Genomic DNA, 18,685 nt, shown 5'->3' with positions numbered 1-18,685 from the left:
TCGACGGTACGTGCGATGCCGCCCGCCCGCCCACCAAACGGGGCCCGGGGGCGCAGCCCCCGGCCGGCTATTCGGCGGACGCCGCCTCGAGATCCGCCGCCCGCTTGATCGCGGCGTCCCTCCTGCGCACGTACCAGACCCCGATCAGTCCCAGCCCGCCCCCGGCCAGGCACGTCCACAGCCACCACAGGTGCCCGTGGTCCTCGAACCAGCCGTAGAAGGGGAGCTGGACCAGGAAGAGGACGAACCAGACGAGGGTGCCGCCGGTGATCGTGGCGACCACGGGCCCCTCCAGGGGCTCCGGCGCCTCGTGCTTGGGGGTCCACTTAGCCATGCGCACAGCTTAAGCGCCACCGCTGTCTACGCGCGGAGATAGCGATCTGTCCCTCATACGTTCATACTGAAACGGTTTGCCTTTGACCGCTTCTGATCGTAGGAAACTCCAACGGGGCTCGGGGGAACCCCGCTGGTGATGAGGTCCCGCATGTCCACCTCGGCACCCGCCAAGGTCCCCACCCCCGAGAAGCCGGGTGGCGCGCCCGCCTACGGCGCCCTCGACCGCTACTTCAAGATCTCCGAGCGCGGCAGCACCCTCGCCCGTGAGGTCCGTGGCGGTTTCGCCACCTTCTTCGCCATGGCGTACATCATCGTGCTGAACCCGATCATCCTCAGCAGCGCGAAGGACATGTACGGCCACCACCTGGACAACGGCCAGCTGGTGACGGCGACCGCGCTGACGGCCGCGTTCTCCACGCTGCTGATGGGCGTCATCGGCAACGTGCCGATCGCGCTCGCCGCCGGCCTCGGCGTGAACTCCGTCGTCGCCCTCCAGCTCGCGCCGCGCATGTCCTGGCCGGACGCCATGGGCATGGTCGTCCTCGCCGGTTTCGTGGTGATGCTGCTGGTCGCCACCGGGCTGCGCGAGCGCGTGATGAACGCCGTGCCGTTCGGCCTGCGCAAGGCGATCTCCATCGGTATCGGCCTGTTCATCATGCTGATCGGCCTGGTCGACTCCGGCTTCGTCACCCGGGTGCCGGACGCCGCCCAGACCACCGTCCCGGTGCAGCTCGGCACCGGCGGCCACCTCAACGGCTGGCCCGTACTGATCTTCATCCTGGGCGCGCTGCTCACCTTCGCGCTGATCGTCCGCAAGGTGCCGGGCGCGATCCTCATCTCCATCGTCGGCATGACCGTCCTCGCGGTGGTCGTCAACGCGGTCGCCACGATCCCGTCCTGGGGCCTGACGGTCCCGAAGTGGCCGGGCAACCCGGTCGACACCCCCGACTTCGGCCTGGTGGGCCAGATCAGTCTGTTCGGCGGCTTCTCCAAGGTCGGCGTGCTGACCGGCATCCTGTTCGTCTTCACGGTCCTGCTGTCGTGCTTCTTCGACGCGATGGGCACGATCATGGGCATCGGCGACGAGGCCAAGCTGACGGACGCCGAGGGCTACATGCCGGGCATCAACAAGGTCCTCTTCGTGGACGGCCTCGCGGTCGCGGCGGGCGGTGCCAGCTCCTCCTCGGCCACCACCGCCTTCGTGGAGTCCACGGCCGGCGTCGGCGAGGGCGCCCGCACCGGCTTCGCGAACGTCGTCACGGGCGGCCTGTTCGCCGTCGCGCTGTTCCTCACCCCGGTCGCCACGATGGTCCCGTCCCAGGCGGCCACCCCGGCGCTGGTCGCGGTCGGCTTCCTGATCCTGTCGAACTCCGTCAAGGAGATCGACTGGGCGGACTACACCATCGCCATCCCGGCGTTCGTGACCATGCTGATGATGCCGTTCACCTACTCGATCACGAACGGCATCGGCATGGGCTTCATCACCTTCACGGTGCTGCGCCTGGTCGCCGGGCGGGCCCGGGAGATCCCGGCGGCGATGTACGTCGTCTCGGCGGTCTTCGCCTTCTACTACCTGATGCCGGCCCTGGGCCTGACCTGACCGGCGGGCGTCAGGTGACGCCGTAGAACCTCTCCGTCTCCTCGACGGCGGCCTGGAACCGCTCGTCGAAGTCATCCCGAATGAGCGTCCGGACGACATAGTCCTGGACGCTCATTCCTCTTTTCGCCGCGTGCTGCCGGAGCCGTTCGAGCAGCTCCCCGTCCATCCGCAGGCTGAGCACACTGGTCCCCATGCCTACGAGGGTCGCCACAGCCGGCCGCCCGGTGCGTCACTTTCCGGACCCGGCTCACCCGTACGGGTGATCGCGGGGTTCAGTGGCGGGTGTCACGGGCATCCTGGGCGCGCCCGATTGGTCTTTAGCGAGAGTAATGAGTTACGCTAAAGAACATGCCGGACCTTACCCATGGCGACGACGCAGCCGCCGTGAACGCACTCCGCTCCGCAGTGATGCGGCTGTCCCGTCGGCTCAAGCACCAGCGGGTCGACGAGTCGCTGAGCCCCACCGAGATGTCGGTGCTCGGCACCCTCGCCCGCTGCGGCTCCGCCACCCCGGGCGAACTGGCCCGCAAGGAGCACGTCCAGCCGCCGTCGATGACCCGCATCGTCGCGCTGCTCGAAGCCAAGGGCCTGGTCAGGCTGGAGCCGCACCCCGAGGACCGGCGCCAGAAGGTCGTCACCCAGACCGAACAGGCCGAGGCCATGCTCGAAGAGAGCCGCCGCAAGCGCAACGCCTTCCTGGCCGGCCTGGCCGACGGCCTCGACGACGACGAGTGGGCGACCCTGCGCGCCGCCGCCCCCGTGCTGGAGAAACTCGCACACCTGTAAGCGCGCCATCCGAGGAGGCGAACCCTTTGAGTACGGGATCCGGAACACCTTCCGCCCCCGCACCGACCACCCCTACCCCCCGTGTCACCCGCAAGTCGTCGATGTTCAGCTCGCTGAGGATCCGTAACTACCGCCTCTTCTTCATCGGCCAGGTCGTCTCCAACACCGGCACCTGGATGCAGCGCATCGCCCAGGACTGGCTGGTGCTCAGCCTCACCGGCTCCTCCGCGGCCGTCGGCATCACGACGGCCCTTCAGTTCCTGCCGATGCTGCTGTTCGGCCTGTACGGCGGCGTCCTCGTGGACCGCCTGCCCAAGCGCCCCGCTCTGCTGGTCACCCAGAGCGCGATGGCCCTCACCGGTCTCGCGCTCGCCGCGCTGACCCTCTCCGGTCACGTCCAGGTCTGGCACGTCTACGTCGCCGCCTTCGCCGTCGGCCTCGCCACGGTGGTCGACAACCCCGCCCGGCAGTCCTTCGTCTCCGAGATGGTCGGCCCCGAGCAGCTCCAGAACGCGGTCAGCCTGAACTCGGCGAACTTCCAGTCCGCCCGGCTCGTCGGCCCCGCCGTCGCCGGCCTGATGATCACCGGTGTGGGCACCGGCTGGGCGTTCCTCGCCAACGGCCTGTCCTTCGCCGCGCCGATCGCCGGCCTGCTGCTGATGCGCGCCCGCGAGCTGCACGTGGTGGAGCGCGCCCCGCGCGGCAAGGGCCAGCTGCGCGAGGGTCTGCGGTACGTGGCCAAGCGGCCGGAGCTGATCTGGCCGATCGTGCTGGTCGGCTTCATCGGCACCTTCGGCTTCAACTTCCCGGTGTGGCTGTCCGCCTACGCGGACCACGTCTTCGACTCCGGAGCCGGTGCCTACAGCCTCTTCAACACCCTGATGGCCGTCGGCTCCCTGGTCGGCGCCCTGCTGGCCGCACGGCGCGGCACCGCCCGGCTGCGCGTGCTCATCGCCGCCGCGCTGGCCTTCGGCCTGCTGGAGACCGTGGCCGCGCTGGCCCCGTCGTACTGGCTGTTCGCGCTGCTCATGGTGCCGATCGGGGTCTTCGGCCTGACGGTGAACGTCACCGCGAACACCGCCGTGCAGATGGGCACCGACCCGGCCATGCGCGGCCGGGTGATGGCCCTGTTCATGATGGTCTTCATGGGTGGTACGCCGCTGGGCGCGCCGGTGGTCGGCTGGATCACCGACACCTACGGCGCCCGCGTCGGCTTCGCGGCCGGCGGTGTGGTGTCGGCGGCGGCGGCCGCGGCGATCGGCCTGGTCCTGGCCCGCGTCGGCGGTCTGCGGCTGTCGGTGGGCTGGCACCACGGTCACCCGCGGGTGCGGTTCGTGCCGCGCGAGCGGGAGCGGCTGGCGACCGCCGCGTGAGCCTGCCGGCCGGTTGCCGGTGGGGTTCCTCCGGGGTGCGGGCGTCGGGCCGGCGGCGTGAGCCGCCGGCCGCCCCCGTCAGTGCCCGCCCGGAGGGTCCTGGTCGACCCTCCGGGCCAGCACCTGTCCCGGCCAGGCGTCCGGGCCGTGGGTGTAGGTGTGCGTCGGGGTGAAGCCGTTGGCCTCGTAGTAGCCGACGAGCCGGCGGTCCCCGCCCGCGTAGCAGTCCACCCGGAGCAGGCCCACGCCGGCCCGCCGGGTCACCTCGGCGGCGTGCGCGAGCAGCGCGCTGCCCACGCCCCGCCCCTTGAAGCGGCGGTCGGAGGCGAGCCAGTGGATGTACCGCTCGGGCTCGCCGGGCGGCGGGAGGTGGGACAGGTAGGCGCCGGGCCCGTCGGTCAGGGTCAGCGTGGCGGCCGGAACGCCGTCCACCTCGGCGATGTACGTGGTGCCCGCGTCCAGGGCGCGCACGACCGCCTCGACGGTCTTGGTGTGCCCCGACAGCGGCTCGGTGCCCCACTGGCCGGTCCGCCCCTGTGAGACCAGCCACTCCACGCAGCTGTCGAGCATGCCCAGTACCGCGGGCAGGTCGTCCGGGCCGCCCTCTCGGATGGTGATCGTCATCGCCCCATCATGCCCGCCGGGGTCTGCGATCGTGAGAGCCATGAGACTCTTCGCCGCCGTACTGCCGCCCGGGGACGTCGTGGAGGAACTCGCCGCGGAGGTGGACCGGCTGAGGCGGCTGCCGGACGCCGGCCGGCTGCGCTGGACCGCCCGCCCCGGCTGGCACTTCACCCTCGCGTTCTACGGTGAGGTCGCCGACGACGTCGTACCCGCCCTGGCGGACCGCCTGGCCCGCGCGGCCCACCGCACGGCCCCCTTCCCGCTCTCGCTCGCGGGCGGCGGCCAGTTCGGCCGGGGCCGGGCGCTGTGGACGGGCGCCCGGGGGGACGTGGAGGGGCTGCGGCTGCTGGCCGACCGGGCGGAGGCGGCGGCCCGCAAGGCCGGGGTGCCGATGGGGGAACACCGGCGGTACAAGGCCCACCTGACGCTGGCCCGCAGCCGGGACGCGGTGGACGTGCGGCCGTACGTGACGGCCCTCGCGGAGTTCGCCGGCGAGACCTGGACCGTGGCCGACCTGGCGCTGGTGCGCAGCCGGCTGCCGGCGTCCGGGGTGCCGGGGGAGCAGCCCCGGTACGAGGTGGTCGAGCGATGGGCGCTGGGCGGGGCCGGTTAGTCTCGGATACGTGGACCCGAAAACCCGGAACCGGATCATGGCCGGTGCGCTTGTGTTGATGTTCGTGGTGGTGGCCTTGGCGTCGGCCGTCAGGTAGCGGTTCGCCCAGGGCGCCCAGGGCGCGGGGCAGCGGCTGCCTCCGGCGGCCGCGGGCCGTCACCGGCCGGGCCCGCCCACGTGGCGGAGCCGCAGGTCGAACGCGGCCCCGCCACCCCTTGGGGGCGCTTACCAGGCGAACGCCTCCGGGGACGGGCCCGGGCCCGGGAAGATCTCGTCCAGGCCGGCCAGCAGGTCCTCGCCGAGTTCCAGTTCGACCGCCCGGAGGGCCGACTGGAGCTGCTCGGCGGTGCGCGGGCCGACGATCGGTCCCGTCACGCCGGGGCGGGTGAGCAGCCAGGCCAGGGCCACCTCGCCGGGCTCGAGGCCGTGCTTGTCGAGCAGGTCCTCGTAGGCCTGCACCTGCGCGCGGGCCGCCGGGTCCTTGAGGGTGTCCGCGGTCCGACCCGAGGAGCGGCGACCGCCCCGCACCTCCTTCTTGATGACCCCGCCCAGCAGACCGCCGTGCAGCGGCGACCAGGGGATCACCCCGAGGCCGTAGTCCTGCGCGGCCGGGATGACCTCCATCTCGGCGCGGCGCTCGGCCAGGTTGTACAGGCACTGCTCGCTGACCAGGCCGATGGTGCCGCCGCGCCGGGCGGCGGTCTCGTTGGCCTGGGCGATCTTGTAGCCGGGGAAGTTGCTGGAACCGACGTAGAGGATCTTGCCCTGCTGGACGAGGACGTCGATCGCCTGCCAGATCTCGTCGAACGGGGTGCTGCGGTCGATGTGGTGGAACTGGTAGAGGTCGATGTGGTCGGTCCGCAGCCGCTTCAGGCTGGCGTCCACCGCGCGCCGGATGTTCAGCGCGGAGAGCTTGTCGTGGTTGGGCCAGACGGTCGCGCCGTCCGCGTCCATGTTGCCGTACACCTTGGTGGCGATGACCGTCTTCTCACGCCGGCCGCCGCCCTTGGCGAACCAGTTGCCGATGATGGACTCGGTCCGGCCCTTGTTCTCGCCCCAGCCGTACACGTTGGCCGTGTCGAAGAAGTTGATGCCCGCGTCCAGTGCCGCGTCCATGATCGCGTGACTGTCGGCTTCGTCGGTCTGCGGACCGAAGTTCATCGTCCCGAGGACGAGCCGGCTGACCTTGAGTCCCGTGCGTCCGAGCTGCGTGTACTCCATGGTCCACCAGCCAACGGCTTGGAGTGCGCTCTATGCAAGGCCCCGTGGGAGCGGGTCAGTCGCGGGGGAAGTCGGTGGTTTTCAGGACGAGGTCGACGACGGTGCCGGTCAGGTCGACGTCGGTACCGAAGTCCACCCGGGTGCTCACGGCGTAGTCACCGTCCTTGGGGTCGGTGTGGATGTGGCACCGCCGCTGGTAGGGGTCGGCGATGAGGTAGACGGGGACCTCGGCGGTGGCGTAGGCCGTTCGCTTGGGGCCGTAGTCGTTGTGTGCCGTGCCCTGCGAGATGACCTCTGCGACGAACTCGACGTCGCCATAGCGCCAGAGCCCTCCAGGCGTCTTCTCGGCGCCCTCGGCGACGAGAGTGACGTCGGAGCAGAACCCGTTGAGGTGGCCCGGATAGTCGATGCGGACGTCCGACTTGACGCGCTTGCGCGGGTACTTGGTGCGCAGTTGCTCGACGATGTCCAGGATGATCTCCCAGTGGGTGTCCCGCTGCGGCGTCATGAAGATGGCCCCCTCGACGATGTCGACCTTGTATCCCGCGGGGGTGGTCCGCTCAAGCGACTCGAACAGGGCGTCCAGAGTCAGCTCGTCGCTCTCCTCGGCCATCTCGATCCTGTCTTCGAGGACGGTCATCGTGGCGCTCCTCCCCGGCTGCCCGCGCACAGGTGCAGCCGCGCAGTACAACGATAGGTACCGCACCCTGGAGGCGCTGGATTTCGGTCAGCTTGTTCCCGCCACGTACGTCTGTCCGACCCCCCACGCCTCCCGCATCGCCCCCGCGAACGCCTCCGCTATCAGGTGCTCCCCGCGCGCGTTGGGATGCGTGCCGTCGTAGGTGTCGGTGCCGAGGTCGTACCCCTCGGGCGGCGAGGCGAGCAGGAGCGGCGAGCGCGGCTCGTCCAGGTCGGCCACCGCCTTGGCGAGCAGCACGTTGAACCGGTCGACCTGCTCGGCGAACGGCGCGTCGGCCGCCGCCCGGATGTTCGGGATGACCGGCAGCAGCACCATCCGGATGCGCGGGTCCGCCTCCCGCGCGCCCGCCACGAAGGCCCGTACGTTCTCCGCCGTCTGCTCGGCGTTCGTGTAGAAGCCGAGGTCGATCAGGCCCAGGGAGACCAGGAGGACGTCGGGGCGGTGGGCGCGCACCGCGTCGCCGATCAGCGGGGCCATGTGCAGCCAGCCCTCGCCCCAGCCCGCGAGGTGGGCGCGCGGGAAGGCGGGGTCGGCGTAGGCGAGGGAGGTCGGGGCGTCGGCCTGCTTGTCGTAGAGCGTCTCGCGCGGTCCGACGAAGGTGAACGGTCCGTCGTACGCCACGCACAGGTGCCGCCACAGCCGGTAGCGCCATGTGTGTTCGCCCGCGCTCCCGATCGTCATGGAGTCGCCCACGGGCATGAACCTAAGCATCCGGTCATGATGGACGATCTCCCTGATGCGTGGCACCGGTGGTGCCTGTGAGGCGGACCACGTCCCGGTCCGCGGCGCCCGTGTGTCCTGAACCCCCGCCGGGAATGGCAGGCTTGGGGCATGCGTCGATCGTTCGCCGTCCTCGCCGGGTTGCTGCTCGCCGGTGCCTGCGCGCTGCCCGCCTCCGCCGCCGACGGAACCGCCGACGGGGCGGGTGACCGGGGGTTCACCCTCAAGGACCCGCGGATCACCGAGTCCAGCGGGCTCGCCGCCTCCCGGCTGCACCCCGGCGTCTACTGGACGCACAACGACAGCGACGACGGGCCGTACCTCTACGCGGTGGACAGCGCGACCGGGAAGACCGTCGCCCGGATCACCCTGCGCGGGATCGGTTCCCCGCGCGACGTCGAGGCCATCTCCATCGGGCCGCACAACGAGATCTACGTCGGTGACATCGGCGACAACTTCGGCGGCAAGTGGCCCTACGTGTGGATCTACCGGCTGCCCGAGCCGAAGAACCTCACGGACCAGACGGTCACGGCCACGCAGTACGTCGTGAAGTACTCCGACGGGCCGCGCGACGCCGAGTCGCTGCTCGTCCACCCGAAGACGGGGCGCGTCTACATCATCGACAAGAAGGAGGACGGCGGGCACCTGTACGAGGGCCCCGCCACCCTGTCCACCTCGGGCGCGAACGTCTTCAGGCCCATCGCCGCCGTCGACCTGTGGGCCACCGACGCCGCCTTCTCCCCGGACGGCCGGGACCTCGCCGTGCGCGGCTACTTCGGCGGCATCCGCTACCGCTGGAACGGCGGCCGCATCCAGCGCGAGGGGCGCCTGGACGTCCCGTTGCAGGGCCAGGGGGAGTCCGTGTCGTACTCCGCCGACGGCACCAAGCTGATGTACGGCAGCGAGGGCGCCGAGAGCGCCGTACAGGCCGTGGACGCGCCCGGCCGGCCCGGCGCCGGGTCACCGTCGGCCAAGGGCGGCTCCGGCGCGTCGTCGGACGAGGGCGGCGGGGGCGGCCTGAAGGTCGGTGCCGTGATCGTCCTGGTCGGTGCGGCGGCCCTGTTCGGCCTGCGGCGGCTGCGGCGCGGCTGACCGGGGCGGCATCCGCGAGCCGCGACGAAGGGGCGCCCGGAGGCGACGAAGGGGCGCCCGGAGGCGACGAAGGGGCGCCCGGTGGTGCCGGGCGCCCCTTCGGTGATCCGTGTCCGGGGACGGTCAGAGCTTCTCGATCACGTAGTCGACGCACTTCGTCAGCGCCTCGACGTCCGCCGGGTCGATCGCCGGGAACATCGCGACGCGCAGCTGGTTGCGGCCGAGCTTGCGGTACGGCTCGGTGTCCACGATGCCGTTCGCGCGCAGCACCTTGGCGACGGCGGCGGCGTCGATCTCGTCGGAGAAGTCGATCGTGCCGATGACCTGCGAGCGCTTGGCCGGGTCCGAGACGAACGGGGTGGCGTACTTGGCCTCCTCCGCCCAGGAGTACAGCCGGGTCGAGGAGTCCTTCGTCCGGGCCGTGGACCAGGAGAGGCCGCCCTGGCCGTTGAGCCACTCCAGCTGCTCGTTGAGCAGGAAGAGGGTGGCGAGGGCCGGGGTGTTGTACGTCTGGTTCTTGCGCGAGTTGTCGATCGCGGTCGGCAGGCTGAAGAACTCCGGGACGTGCCGCCCGGACGCGTGGATCCGCTCGGCGCGCTCGATCGCGGCCGGGGAGAAGACGCCGATCCACAGGCCGCCGTCGGAGGCGAAGGACTTCTGCGGGGCGAAGTAGTAGACGTCGGTCTCGGCGATGTCGACCGGGAGGCCGCCCGCGCCGGAGGTGGCGTCCACCAGGACGAGCGCGCCCTCGTCGGCGCCGGCCACGCGCCTGATCGGCATGGCTACACCGGTGGAGGTCTCGTTGTGGGTGAAGGCGTAGACGTCGACGCCGGCCTCGGCCCGCGGCTCCGGGTGGGTGCCCGGGTCGGAGGCGATGACGGTGGGCTCGGCCAGCCAGGGCGCGAGCTTGGCCGCCTTGGCGAACTTCGAGGAGAACTCGCCGAAGTTCAGGTGCTGCGACCTGTTCTCGATCAGGCCGTGGGTGGCGATGTCCCAGAAGGCGGTGGAGCCGCCGTTGCCGAGGACGACCTCGTAGCCCTCGGGGAGGGAGAACAGCTCGGAGATGCCCTCGCGGACCTTGCCGACCAGGTTCTTCACCGGCGCCTGCCGGTGGGAGGTGCCCAGCAGGGAGGTTCCGGTGGCGGCGAGGGCGTCCAGCGCCTCGGTGCGCACCTTGGAGGGGCCGGCGCCGAAACGTCCGTCGGCGGGCTTGATGTCTGCGGGAATCTGGATGTCGGCCACGGCACGAGGTTAGCCCGTGGCGGAGAGCGAGGTGGAGAGGTGTCCGTCGGATGAGACGAGATCACCGGGACGTGGACTTGTGAGGTTGTACGACGATACGTGCGGGCCTGTGGAAAACACGCGGTGACGGTGCGTGAGCGGATGCATCCTGGACGCATGACGGATCGAGCGGGTGGTGCGGGGGCGGCCGGGGGAGCGGGGAGCGGGCCCCGGGGTGCGCGGGGAGCCGGGGGCGGGGCCGGGGGCGACGGCGTCGCCGGGCTGGCCCGTGCGCTGCGCGGGGCCGTGCGCGGCGAGGTCGGGTTCGACGCCACCGCCCGGGCCCTGGCCACCATGGACGCGTCCAACTACCGGCGGGTGCCCCTCGGGGTCGTGGCCCCCAGGGACGCGGACGACGTGGCCGCCGTGCTGGAGGTGTGCCGGGCCCGCGGGGTGCCGGTGGTGGCGCGGGGCGGGGGCACGTCGATCGCCGGGCAGGCGACCGGCACCGGCGTGGTCCTGGACTTCACCCGGCACATGGCCGGCCTGCTGGAGCTGGACCCGGTCAGCCGCACGGCCGTCGTGCAGCCGGGGCTCGTGCTCGACCGGCTTCAGGAGGCCGCCGCACCGCACGGGCTGCGCTTCGGCCCCGACCCGTCCACGCACAGCAGGTGCACGCTCGGCGGGATGATCGGCAACAACTCCTGCGGTTCCCACTCGGTCGCCTGGGGCACGACCGCGGACAGCGTGCGGGAGCTGTCCGTGCTCACCGCGCGCGGGCGGCGGCTGCGGCTCGGGCCGGGCTGGGCGGGCGCCCCGGACGGGCTGCGGGAGCTGGCCGAGGGGGAACTGGCCCGGCTGCGCACGGGTTTCCCGGACCTGCCCCGCCGCATCTCCGGGTACGCGCTGGACGCGCTGCTGCCCGAGAAGGGCGCGGACGTCGCCCGCTCCTTCTGCGGCTCCGAGGGCACCCTGGGCATCCTCACCGAGGCCGTGGTCGGCTTGGTCGAGGCTCCGCGCGCGCGTGCCCTGGCCGTGATGGCGTACGCCGACGAGAGCGCCGCCGCCGAGGCCGCCGCCGGCCTGTTGCCGCTGCGGCCGCTCACGGTGGAGGGCATGGCCGCCGACCTGGTACCGGCCGGCGCGGGCCTGCCGGCGGGAGGCGCCTGGCTGTTCGTGGAGACCGGCGGGCGGACGGCGGCGGAGGCACGCGCGCGTGCGGAGGAGATCGTGCGCGCCGCCGACGTCGTGTCCGCGCTGGTCGTCACCGACCCGGCGGACCAGCGGACCCTGTGGCGCATCCGCGAGGACGCGTCCGGCACGGCCACCCGGATGCCGGACGGCACGGAGGCCTGGCCCGGCTGGGAGGACTGCGCGGTGCCGCCTGCCCGGCTCGGCGCCTACCTGCGCGACTTCCGCGCCCTCCTCGCCGCCCACGGACTGCGGGGCACGCCGTACGGCCACTTCGGCGACGGCTGCATCCACGTCCGCGTCGACTTCGACCTGCTCACCGAGGCCGGTGTCGGCCGCTTCCGCCGCTTCTCCGAGGAGCTGGCCGACCTGGTGGTCTCCCACGGCGGCTCCCTCTCCGGGGAGCACGGCGACGGCCAGGCCCGCGCGGAACTGCTGCCCCGCATGTACGGCGAGGAGACGGTCCGGCTCTTCGAGCGGACCAAGGCCCTCTGGGACCCGGACGACCTGCTCAACCCCGGCATGCTGGTCCGTCCGGCCCCGCTCGACGCCAACCTCCGCTTCTCCGTCCTGCCCGGCCGCCCGGTCGACGTCGCCTTCGGCTACCCGGCGGACGGCGGCGACTTCGCCGCGGCCGTCCGCCGCTGCGTCGGCGTCGCCAAGTGCCGTACGGCCACGGCGGCCGGCCCCGCCGTCATGTGCCCCTCCTTCCGGGCCACCGGCGAGGAGGAACACTCCACACGCGGCCGGGCCCGGCTGCTGCACGAGATGCTCGCGGGCGAGCTGATCACCGACGGCTGGCGGTCCGCGGAGGTCCGGGACGCCCTGGACCTGTGCCTGTCGTGCAAGGGCTGCCGCTCGGACTGTCCGGTCGGCGTCGACATGGCCACCTACAAGGCGGAGTTCCTGCACCACCACTACGCCGGCCGCCGCCGCCCCGCCGCCCACCACACCCTGGGCCGGCTCCCGCAGTGGCTGAGCTGGACCGCCCGCACACGGACGGCCCCCCTGGTCAACGCCCTGGCCCGGGTGGGCCCCCTGGCCGCCCTCGGCAAACGGCTGGCCGGGATCACCCCGGAACGGCAGATCCCGCGCCTGGCGACACGGACGTTCACGGCGTGGTGGCACGACCGGGCCCCTGCGAGGGCGGCCGGAGGGGTGCCGGTCGGGGACCTGCCCGCGCCGGGTACCTGTGCGCTGCCTGAGCCGGGGGTGGGGGGCTGGCCCGCGCCGGGTGCTGAAGAGTTGCCCGCACCGGGTGCCGGTGGCTCGCCAGGGCAAGGGGCGGTGGGCCTGCCGGCGCCGGGAGCTGACGGGCCGTCTGTGCCAGGGGCGGGGGAACCGCTTGCGCCGGGCGCTGAAGACGCCCTCGCACCGGGTGCCGAGGATTTGGCCGTGCCGGGTGCCGAGCGTGCGCCTTCGCCGGGCGCCGAGGATGTCCCCGAGCCGGGGGTGGGGGGTCCGCCCGCGCCCGGTGTCGCCGGCCTGCCCGTGCCGGGTGTCGAGCGTGCGTCTTCGCCGGGCGCCGAGGATGTCCCCGAGCCGGGTGCAGGGGGTCCGCCCGCGCCCGGTGCCGTCGACCTGCCCGTGCCGGGTGTCGAGCGTGCGTCTTCGCCGGGCGCCGAGGATGTCCCCGAGCCGGGTGCAGGGGGTCCGCCCGCGCCCGGTGCCGTCGACCTGCCCGTGCCGGGCGGCGGAAACCTGGTCGTCCTCTGGCCGGACACCTTCACGGAGTACCTCGCGCCGTCCGTGGGCCGGGCCGCCGTGCGGGTGCTGGAGGCCGCCGGGCTGCGCGTGACCCTGCCGCCGACGCTGCTGCTGCGCCGGGGAGCGATCGCCGACGGCAGGACCAGAGCGGCGACCGCGCTGCTCGCGGCCCGCCGGGCCAGGGTCTGCTGCGGACTGACCTACCTCACCACCGGCCAGCTGGACCGCGCCCGCGGCGTCCTGCGCCGCACGCTGGACCTGATGGAACCGGTGCTGGAGGCCGGGCTCCCGGTCGTCGTCCTGGAACCGAGCTGCGCCGCCGCCCTGCGCACCGACCTCCCGGAGCTGCTGTCCGACGATCCGCGCGCCGCCCGGCTCTCCGCCGCCGTCCGCACCTTCGCCGAGACGCTGGAACGGCACGCCCCGCACTGGACCCCGCCCGCCGTCGGCCGCCCGGTCGCCGGCCAGACCCACTGCCACCAGCACGCGGTGCTCGGCGACACCTCCGACCGCAGGCTGCGCGCCGCCGCGGGCCTCACCGGCGAGCTGAGCGGAGGCTGCTGCGGACTGGCGGGCAACTTCGGTTTCGAAAAAGGCCACTTCGAGGTCTCCCGGGCCTGCGCGGAGGAACAGCTCCTGCCCTCGGTCCGGCAGGCCCCGCCCGGCACGGCCTTCCTGGCGGACGGCTTCTCCTGCCGCACCCAGCTGGAACAGCTCGCCGGGGTCCGGGGCCGGCACCTGGCAGTGGTGCTGGCGGACGCGCTGGACTCCCCGGCGGGGGGTGCCGGGTGAACGAGGACGAGGAGTACACCCGCCTGGCGGTCCTCTCCGACGTCCACGGCGTGCTGCCCGCTCTGGAGGCGGTCCTGGCGGAGCCCGAGGTGGCCGCCGCCGAGCGGATCGTCCTCACCGGGGACATCACGGCGGGCCCGCAGCCGGCCGAGGTACTGGACCTGCTGCGCGAGCAGGGCGACCGGGTGCTGTGGATCGGCGGCAACGCGGACCGGGAACTGGTGGAGTACCGGCGGGGCGAGCGCGCGGAGATCCCGGACCCCATCGGCCAAGATCGGCGTCATTACGGCGTACTGCCACAACCAACCGAGGAACAAGTGTCCGGCATGGGCCAAGCTGTGAATTCTCCTGACCAGAGATCGAGCAGGCGGCCGCCGACCGTCTGCTCGATCTCGTTCGTTCCTTCGTCACCACGCACGTGTCGTGGAAACCGCTGTTCATCGGCGCGGTCATCACGGGCGACGACCGCATGCGCCTCTATTTCCGTTCACCTGAGCGGGACCGTACCTATGGTGTGGACGTGCTGATCAGCCATACGGGCCCCGGCCTGCTCGGCTCTCTGGTTTCCCCGGCGTTCCTGGCGAACGAGTATCTGCATCAGCCTTCCGACGATCCGCACTGTGACGTGATCGTGGATCTCACCGACTACTGACGGATGTACCCCCGCTGCCGGCCACAGCCGAGGGCGTCGGTCACGGAACTGCTTTGGCACGCCGATCAGCCTCGGTGCCGGTCTGGATGAGTGTGCAGCGGAAGGTGATCCGGTCGGCGATGGCCGCGCAGAGCCTGGGCTCGTTGAAAATCGAGTCCCACTCGACGAACGGTGAGTTGGTCGCCACTGCGGTGGCTTGCATTCCTCACGCTCGGTGAAAATCTGGAACAACAGCTTCGCCCCCTTCTTGTCCAGGTTGAGATATCTGAATTCATCCAGACAGAGAAGGTCGACTTTGCTGTAGCGGGTGATGACTGAGGACAGCCGACGGGCCGCGTCCGCCTCGGCAAGCTCGTTGAACATCGCGGATGTGGTGGTGTAGCGGACGCTGAGCCCGGCCTCGGCAGTCGCCGTGCCGATCCCGATCAGCAGATGGATTTTCCGGTGCCGGAGTCACCGATCAGCACTAGCGGGCGGCCTTCCTTCACCCAGGACGGGGAACCGCGGCCACCATGCTGATCGTCGGCGGGCACGTCTGGTACTCCTACGGCGCCTCCACCAGCCGCAAGCGCGAGGTGCAGCCCAACAACGCCATGCAGTGGCGGATGATGTGCGACGCCCATGAACTCGGCGCCCGCGTCTACGACTTCCGGGGCATCACGGACACCCTGGAGGAGTCCGACCACCTGCTCGGCCTGCTCCGCTTCAAGGTGGGCGCGGGCGGTGAGGCCGTCGAGTACGCGGGGGAGTGGGACTTCCCGCTGAACCGTCTGCTGCACAAGGCGTTCGACATCTATCTGGCCTGCCGCTGAGGCCGCTCGAACTCCTGGCGCGGGGCGGCGCCCACGCCCGGCCGGGGTACGCCCACGGGACCGGATACGCCGACGGGGGCCGGATACGCCCACGGGACCGGATACGCCCACGGGACCGGACGCGCCTACGGGGATGCCCACGGGCATGAGGCGTACGGCCAGGCACCCCCCGCGGCCACCCCCCGCGGCCACGCCCCGCGGGCATCCGCCCCGACGGCCCCGGCGTTCCGTAAGGGGGAAGCGTGGCCGGGCGGTGGCCGGGCGGTTGATCCCAGCATCCGGGACAGTCCCGTCAAGGGTTCACGCACCTGACGAAGTCCACTACCCTGGACCTGGTAGTACATCGAGATGCACGAATCCGATCTAGCCCAGGACCGCTCGTGACCGCCCCGCTCAGCACCACCACGCCGACCCCGACCACCTCGGGCGACGGCACGCATCCCTCCGCCCCGCGCGGCCCGCTCGGCTCACTCGGACCCGTGGGGCTGGTGCTGGCCGGCGGTATCTCGGTCCAGTTCGGCGGCGCGCTGGCCGTCACGCTGATGCCCAGGGCCGGTGCCCTGGGCGTCGTCACCCTGCGTCTGCTCGCGGCGGCCGTCGTCCTCCTGCTGGTCTGCCGGCCCCGGCTGCGCGGGCACTCCCGGGCCGACTGGGGCACGGTCGTCGTCTTCGGCGTCACCATGGGCGCGATGAACGGCCTGTTCTACGAAGCGGTCGCCCGTATCCCGCTGGGCCCGGCGGTCACCCTCGAAGTCCTCGGCCCCCTGGCCCTGTCCGTCGTGGCCTCCCGCCGCGCGATCAACGCCCTGTGGGCCGGCCTGGCCCTCGCCGGCGTCTTCCTGCTCGGCGGCGGAGGCTTCGGCAATCTGGACCCCACAGGTGTCGGCTTCGCCCTGGGCGCGGGCACCATGTGGGCTGCCTACATAGTCTTCAGCGCCCGTACGGGACGACGTTTCCCGCAGGCGGACGGTCTGGCGCTGGCCATGGCGGTCGCGGCCCTCCTCTTCCTCCCCCTGGGCATCGCCGACGCGGGCAGCCGGCTCCTGAACCCCACCACCGTCGCCCTCGGCTCGGCGGTGGCCCTGCTCTCCTCGGTCCTGCCCTACACCCTCGAACTGCTGGCCCTGCGCCGGCTGCCGGCCCCCACCTTCGCCATCCTCATGAGCCTGGAACCGGCCATCGCGGCCACGGCCGGCTTCCTGATCCTCGGCCAGTCCCTCACCCCCACCGAGGCCGCCGCGATCGCCCTGGTCATCGCGGCGACGATCGGCGCGGTACGCACCCAGACCTCCCGGACGAAGCCCGGCCTGCGGGCACCGGAAGCGTAGGGTCTTCCGCCCGGATCACGCCGGGCTCACGGGACCCCCTCCCCGCTCACCCTGCGCTTCCCGCCCCTCTCCCGCACACTCCTGAGTGTGGCCTGAAAGGGGCGCAGCCGGACGGAAGGCGGATCTCGTGACCGACGCTCGTGACACCCACCCCGGCCCGCTGAAGGTCACCGCCCGGGGCCGGGCCGTTCTCGCCGATCCCCGGATCAACCGCGGCACCGCCTTCACCGAGGAGGAGCGCCGCGCCCTCGACCTCGTCGGGCTGGTCCCACCCCGTGTGCTCACCCAGGACGAGCAGGCCGAACGCGCCTACGGCCAGTTCCGGGACCAGGCGGGCGACCTGGCCCGGAGCGTCAACCTGACGGCGCTGCACGACCGCAACGAGGTGCTGTTCTACCGGCTCGTCGGCGACCACCTCGAAGAGATGCTGCCCATCGTCTACACCCCCACGGTGGGCACGGCGATCCGCCGCTACAGCACGGAGTACCGGCGCCCGCGCGGCGTCTACCTCTCCGTGGACGCCCCCGAGGACATCGAACGCTCGCTGCGCGCGCACGGCCTCGGCGCCGACGACGTCGACCTGATCGTGGCCACCGACGGCGAGGGCATCCTCGGCATCGGCGACTGGGGCGTCGGCGGCATCGACATCGCCGTCGGCAAGCTCGCCGTCTACACGGCCGCCGCCGGCGTCGATCCGCGCCGCACCCTGCCCGTCATGCTGGACGTCGGCACCAACCGCCAGGAACTCCTCGACAACCCCCTCTACCTCGGCAACCGCCACCCGCGCGCCGACCGCGACACCTACGACGCCTTCATCGACGCCTACGTCACCACCGCGACCCGGCTCTTCCCGCACGCCCTGCTGCACTGGGAGGACTTCGGCACCGCCAACGCCCGCCGCATCCTCGACCGCTACCGCGACCGGGTCTGCACCTTCAACGACGACATCCAGGGCACCGGCGCCGTCAACCTCGCCGCCGTCCTGTCCGGTGTCCGCGCCACCGGCACGCCCCTGCCCGAGCACCGGATCGTCGTCTTCGGCGCCGGTACCGCCGGCATCGGCGTCGCCGACCAGTTGCGCGACGCCCTGATCGCCGAGGGCCTGTCCGCCGGGCAGGCCACCGCCCGCTTCTGGTGCGTGGACCGGTACGGCCTGCTCACCACCGACCAGGGCGACCGGCTGCGGGACTTCCAGAGGCCGTACGCCCGCGCCGCCGACGAGGTCGGCGACTGGCGCCGGGACGAGGACCTGCCCGGCATCCCGCTGGACGAGGTGGTCCGACGGGCCCGCCCGACCATCCTGATCGGCACCTCCGGCCAGGGCGGCTCCTTCACGGAGCAGATCGTCCGCGAGATGGCCCGGCACACCGAGCGCCCGATCATCCTGCCCATGTCCAACCCGACCGACCTCGCCGAGGCCACCCCCGCCGACCTGCTCGACTGGACCGACGGCAAGGCCCTGGTGGCCACCGGCAGCCCCTTCGCCCCGGTGGAGCGGGACGGCACGACGTACGAGATCGGCCAGGCCAACAACGCGCTGGTCTTCCCAGGCCTCGGTCTCGGTGTGATCGTCGCCCGCGCCTCCCGCGTCACCGACGGCATGCTCCGCGCGGCGGCCGACGCGGTGGCCCGCCGGACCGGTGACACGGAGGTCGCCCGGTCCGGCGCGCCGGTCCTGCCGCCGATCCGGGACCTGCGCGCCACCTCCGAGGCGGTCGCCGTGGCCGTGGCCCGCGTGGCGGTGGAGGAAGGGGTCGCCCGGACCGGTCTCGACGACTGCGAGGCGGCGGTACGGGCGGCCCGGTGGGAGCCGGTGTACCCGCCGGTGGAAGCGGTGTGACCCCGGGTCCGGGCGGAGCGGGCCGAGTCGTCCGGACCGGCCCCCCGCGCGCACCGGGATCCTGTCGGCCGCCAATT

Annotated in this window: 17 protein-coding genes and 3 pseudogenes; 11 read left to right on the top strand and 9 right to left on the bottom strand. The window is 72.3% G+C overall.

The features are described 5' to 3' along the window. Positions 1-67 precede the first annotated feature (67 nt). Positions 68-334: a DUF2530 domain-containing protein gene (locus tag LG395_RS08415; RefSeq protein WP_171155232.1), complete on the bottom strand. Its 267-nt coding sequence runs from the start codon at positions 332-334 to the stop codon at positions 68-70. 150 nt (positions 335-484) lie between these two features. On the opposite strand from LG395_RS08415, the gene LG395_RS08410 reads away from it, so the two are divergent. Continuing rightward, positions 485-1,936 (top strand): NCS2 family permease, encoded by a 1,452-nt coding sequence (locus LG395_RS08410; RefSeq protein WP_171155234.1) that lies wholly within the window; start codon positions 485-487, stop codon positions 1,934-1,936. 10 nt (positions 1,937-1,946) lie between these two features. Here the strand turns inward: LG395_RS08410 and LG395_RS08405 are convergent, their stop codons facing one another. Next, positions 1,947-2,129 (bottom strand): ribbon-helix-helix protein, CopG family, encoded by a 183-nt coding sequence (locus tag LG395_RS08405; RefSeq protein ID WP_171155236.1) that lies wholly within the window; start codon positions 2,127-2,129, stop codon positions 1,947-1,949. 155 nt (positions 2,130-2,284) lie between these two features. Between LG395_RS08405 and LG395_RS08400 the strand changes: the two genes are divergently transcribed. Together LG395_RS08400 and LG395_RS08395 are read left to right on the top strand one after the other, a co-directional pair. Continuing rightward, positions 2,285-2,722: a MarR family winged helix-turn-helix transcriptional regulator gene (locus LG395_RS08400; RefSeq protein ID WP_171155238.1), complete on the top strand. Its 438-nt coding sequence runs from the start codon at positions 2,285-2,287 to the stop codon at positions 2,720-2,722. Positions 2,723-2,823: 101 nt separating this feature from the next. Next, positions 2,824-4,095 (top strand): MFS transporter, encoded by a 1,272-nt coding sequence (locus LG395_RS08395; protein WP_171155240.1) that lies wholly within the window; start codon positions 2,824-2,826, stop codon positions 4,093-4,095. Positions 4,096-4,173: 78 nt separating this feature from the next. Here LG395_RS08395 and LG395_RS08390 read toward each other — a convergent pair whose 3' ends face one another. After that, on the bottom strand, positions 4,174-4,719 hold the full coding sequence (locus LG395_RS08390; protein WP_225808960.1) for a GNAT family N-acetyltransferase: 546 nt from the start codon (positions 4,717-4,719) through the stop codon (positions 4,174-4,176). Between the two features lie 40 nt (positions 4,720-4,759). On the opposite strand from LG395_RS08390, the gene thpR reads away from it, so the two are divergent. Then, on the top strand, positions 4,760-5,332 hold the full coding sequence (gene thpR, locus LG395_RS08385; RefSeq protein WP_225808959.1) for an RNA 2',3'-cyclic phosphodiesterase: 573 nt from the start codon (positions 4,760-4,762) through the stop codon (positions 5,330-5,332). A 225-nt stretch (positions 5,333-5,557) separates the two neighbouring features. Here the strand turns inward: thpR and LG395_RS08380 are convergent, their stop codons facing one another. From LG395_RS08380 to LG395_RS08370, 3 genes are all read right to left on the bottom strand, one after another. Further along, the gene (locus LG395_RS08380; RefSeq protein ID WP_225808958.1) at positions 5,558-6,553 is read right to left on the bottom strand and encodes an aldo/keto reductase; all 996 of its coding nucleotides are present in this window, start codon (positions 6,551-6,553) and stop codon (positions 5,558-5,560) included. A 55-nt stretch (positions 6,554-6,608) separates the two neighbouring features. Beyond that, positions 6,609-7,193, bottom strand: coding sequence for a Uma2 family endonuclease (locus tag LG395_RS08375; protein ID WP_225808957.1), 585 nt, complete (start codon positions 7,191-7,193; stop codon positions 6,609-6,611). 87 nt (positions 7,194-7,280) lie between these two features. Continuing rightward, positions 7,281-7,964, bottom strand: a complete 684-nt coding sequence (locus tag LG395_RS08370; RefSeq protein WP_171155250.1) for an SGNH/GDSL hydrolase family protein — start codon at positions 7,962-7,964, stop codon at positions 7,281-7,283. A 120-nt stretch (positions 7,965-8,084) separates the two neighbouring features. Here LG395_RS08370 and LG395_RS08365 point away from each other — a divergent pair, with 120 nt between their 5' ends. Next, the gene (locus LG395_RS08365) at positions 8,085-9,065 is read left to right on the top strand and encodes a TolB-like translocation protein (protein WP_171155252.1); all 981 of its coding nucleotides are present in this window, start codon (positions 8,085-8,087) and stop codon (positions 9,063-9,065) included. Between the two features lie 123 nt (positions 9,066-9,188). Here the strand turns inward: LG395_RS08365 and serC are convergent, their stop codons facing one another. Next, a complete protein-coding gene (serC, locus tag LG395_RS08360) occupies positions 9,189-10,307 on the bottom strand; it encodes a phosphoserine transaminase (protein ID WP_171155253.1) in 1,119 nt (372 codons plus the stop codon). Between the two features lie 333 nt (positions 10,308-10,640). Here serC and LG395_RS08355 point away from each other — a divergent pair, with 333 nt between their 5' ends. The 3 genes and pseudogenes from LG395_RS08355 to LG395_RS41120 all read left to right on the top strand — a co-directional run bounded on the left by LG395_RS08355 (position 10,641) and on the right by LG395_RS41120 (position 14,628). Beyond that, positions 10,641-13,976, top strand: a complete 3,336-nt coding sequence (locus tag LG395_RS08355) for an FAD-linked oxidase C-terminal domain-containing protein (protein WP_225809052.1) — start codon at positions 10,641-10,643, stop codon at positions 13,974-13,976. Then, positions 13,973-14,242: pseudogene (locus LG395_RS08350) on the top strand (metallophosphoesterase family protein); the annotation flags it as partial. The gene LG395_RS08355 and the pseudogene LG395_RS08350, both read left to right, overlap by 4 nt. A gap of 254 nt (positions 14,243-14,496) precedes the next feature. After that, positions 14,497-14,628 (top strand): hypothetical protein, encoded by a 132-nt coding sequence (locus LG395_RS41120; RefSeq protein ID WP_263982269.1) that lies wholly within the window; start codon positions 14,497-14,499, stop codon positions 14,626-14,628. A gap of 40 nt (positions 14,629-14,668) precedes the next feature. Here the strand turns inward: LG395_RS41120 and LG395_RS41115 are convergent, their stop codons facing one another. Together LG395_RS41115 and LG395_RS41625 are read right to left on the bottom strand one after the other, a co-directional pair. Beyond that, on the bottom strand, positions 14,669-14,815 hold the full coding sequence (locus LG395_RS41115; RefSeq protein WP_308071227.1) for an ATP-binding protein: 147 nt from the start codon (positions 14,813-14,815) through the stop codon (positions 14,669-14,671). Positions 14,816-14,841: 26 nt separating this feature from the next. Next, positions 14,842-15,057, bottom strand: a pseudogene (locus tag LG395_RS41625) (ATP-binding protein); the annotation flags it as partial. 74 nt (positions 15,058-15,131) lie between these two features. On the opposite strand from LG395_RS41625, the pseudogene LG395_RS08340 reads away from it, so the two are divergent. The 3 genes and pseudogenes from LG395_RS08340 to LG395_RS08330 all read left to right on the top strand — a co-directional run. After that, a pseudogene (locus tag LG395_RS08340) lies at positions 15,132-15,440 on the top strand (lipid II:glycine glycyltransferase FemX); the annotation flags it as partial. Positions 15,441-15,820: 380 nt separating this feature from the next. Next, positions 15,821-16,768, top strand: a complete 948-nt coding sequence (locus tag LG395_RS08335; protein ID WP_225808956.1) for an EamA family transporter — start codon at positions 15,821-15,823, stop codon at positions 16,766-16,768. A gap of 127 nt (positions 16,769-16,895) precedes the next feature. After that, positions 16,896-18,608 carry an NAD-dependent malic enzyme gene (locus LG395_RS08330; RefSeq protein ID WP_225808955.1) on the top strand — a complete coding sequence of 571 codons (1,713 nt, stop codon included), beginning with the start codon at positions 16,896-16,898 and terminating at the stop codon, positions 18,606-18,608. Positions 18,609-18,685: the final 77 nt, after the last annotated feature.

Origin of the sequence: Streptomyces spinosus (assembly GCF_020400655.1) — a bacterium.
In the GTDB taxonomy this organism is placed as follows: Bacteria; Actinomycetota; Actinomycetes; order Streptomycetales; family Streptomycetaceae; genus Streptomyces; species Streptomyces argyrophylli.
This window is presented reverse-complemented; position numbering and strand designations above follow the sequence as displayed.

Coding starts and splice junctions, on each gene's coding strand:
- LG395_RS08415 (WP_171155232.1), bottom strand. CDS start 334: ATGGCTAAGTGGACCCCCAAGCACGAGGCGCCGGAGCCCCTGGAGGGG.
- LG395_RS08410 (WP_171155234.1), top strand. CDS start 485: ATGTCCACCTCGGCACCCGCCAAGGTCCCCACCCCCGAGAAGCCGGGT.
- LG395_RS08405 (WP_171155236.1), bottom strand. CDS start 2,129: ATGGGGACCAGTGTGCTCAGCCTGCGGATGGACGGGGAGCTGCTCGAA.
- LG395_RS08400 (WP_171155238.1), top strand. CDS start 2,285: ATGCCGGACCTTACCCATGGCGACGACGCAGCCGCCGTGAACGCACTC.
- LG395_RS08395 (WP_171155240.1), top strand. CDS start 2,824: ATGTTCAGCTCGCTGAGGATCCGTAACTACCGCCTCTTCTTCATCGGC.
- LG395_RS08390 (WP_225808960.1), bottom strand. CDS start 4,719: ATGACGATCACCATCCGAGAGGGCGGCCCGGACGACCTGCCCGCGGTA.
- thpR (WP_225808959.1), top strand. CDS start 4,760: ATGAGACTCTTCGCCGCCGTACTGCCGCCCGGGGACGTCGTGGAGGAA.
- LG395_RS08380 (WP_225808958.1), bottom strand. CDS start 6,553: ATGGAGTACACGCAGCTCGGACGCACGGGACTCAAGGTCAGCCGGCTC.
- LG395_RS08375 (WP_225808957.1), bottom strand. CDS start 7,193: ATGACCGTCCTCGAAGACAGGATCGAGATGGCCGAGGAGAGCGACGAG.
- LG395_RS08370 (WP_171155250.1), bottom strand. CDS start 7,964: ATGCTTAGGTTCATGCCCGTGGGCGACTCCATGACGATCGGGAGCGCG.
- LG395_RS08365 (WP_171155252.1), top strand. CDS start 8,085: ATGCGTCGATCGTTCGCCGTCCTCGCCGGGTTGCTGCTCGCCGGTGCC.
- LG395_RS08355 (WP_225809052.1), top strand. CDS start 10,641: ATGGACGCGTCCAACTACCGGCGGGTGCCCCTCGGGGTCGTGGCCCCC.